A 1342-nucleotide genomic window follows, 5' to 3' on the forward strand; every position below is an offset into this window, starting at 1 on the left:
GTTGCCGCTTTCGCCGGGAACGGTCGCCGGATTCCCGGCGGAATCGGCAACCCGACGCGATGCGGCGGGTATCGGCGGGAGCGCGGTGCGGCGCGCGGGGTGCGGGGCGCGCGTCGCGAGGCGCGACAGGAGTACGCTCGCGCTCAGCGGCAGCGATACGGCGGATGGCGCGGCCGCGGCCGTGGCGAGGAGGCGACGATGGTCCCTGAGATCAACTACTGGGCGGTGCTGCTGGCGACGCTGTCGAGCATGCTGGTCGGCACGATCTGGTACGCCAGGGGCGTGTTCGGCACCCGATGGTCGAAGCTCGCGAACGTCGACATGGACCGGCCGGGTTCGAGCGCCGTGATGCCGATCGTCGTGACCGTGATCGTCAGCTTCATCACGGCGTGGGTGCTCGCGGGCGCGTCGACCATCGCGTGGCACTTCTACGGCGGCAGCTACCTGCTGTCGGCGCTGCTGACCGCGATCATCCTCTGGGCCGGGCTCACCGCCGCGCGGTTCATCACGCACGACGCGTTCGAGGGCCGCCCGTCGTCGCTCACGATCCTCAACATCGGGCACGAGCTCGTCACGCTCGTGGTGATGGGGCTCATCATCGGGGTGTGGCCGCCGGCCGGCACGGTCTGAGCGAGCGGTCGCCGGCGCTCGCCGGTGCCCCGCGCGCTCTCGGGAAAGGCTCGGCGGGCCGACCCTAGGATCGAGGCATGGCCGGGTTCTGGGGCAAGCGCAAGCGGGACGAGCAGCAGCAGGAACTCGACGCGCTCGATGCCGATCTCGCGGTACGCGCCCGCACGGCCCTCGTCGACGCTGACGAGCGGATCCGGGTCACGACCGACGAGCTCGACTTCGCCGAGGCGGAGCTGGGCGCCGAGGTGACCGAGCCCCTCCGCGAGGCGCTGACCGCGGTGGGCACCCACCTGGCCGAGGCGTTCCGGTTGCACCAGCTGAACCACGACCACATCCCCGACACCCCGGAGGAGCTGCGGACGCGCAACGCGCGGATCGTGCAGCTCTGCGAGTGGGCCGAGGAGCTCATCGACGATCGGACCTCGGCGCTCGCCGAGCGGATCGCGCGGGCGCGGCGCGCCCCGGAGATCATCGCGGGCATCCGCGTCGACATCGAGCGCCTGCGCGCGCGGATCCCGCACGCGCGCGAGACCGTCGACCGCCTCGCCGTGCGGTACGCGCGCGAGGCGCTCGCGCAGGTCGATGCGAACCCCGCCGAGGCCGACCAGCTGCTCGGCTTCGCCGAGCACGGCGTCGGCTTGGCGGAGCTTCGTCGCGAGGCCGGGCAACGCGAGCAGGCGAACCTCGCGCTCGATGCGGCCTCGGAATCGGT

1 protein-coding gene and 1 pseudogene are annotated in these 1342 nt (G+C 72.5%); both read left to right on the top strand.

Going from position 1 to position 1342, the window contains the following annotated elements; translation table 11 throughout:
- Positions 1 to 198 precede the first annotated feature (198 nt).
- Complete coding sequence (locus ESO86_RS17070; protein ID WP_129235973.1) at positions 199 to 630, top strand: DUF1761 domain-containing protein; 432 nt, start codon at positions 199 to 201, stop codon at positions 628 to 630.
- A 77-nt stretch (positions 631 to 707) separates the two neighbouring features.
- A pseudogene (locus tag ESO86_RS17075) lies at positions 708 to 1342 on the top strand (hypothetical protein); the annotation flags it as partial.

This window comes from Agromyces binzhouensis (assembly GCF_004135055.1).
Lineage (GTDB): Bacteria > Actinomycetota > Actinomycetes > Actinomycetales > Microbacteriaceae > Agromyces > Agromyces binzhouensis.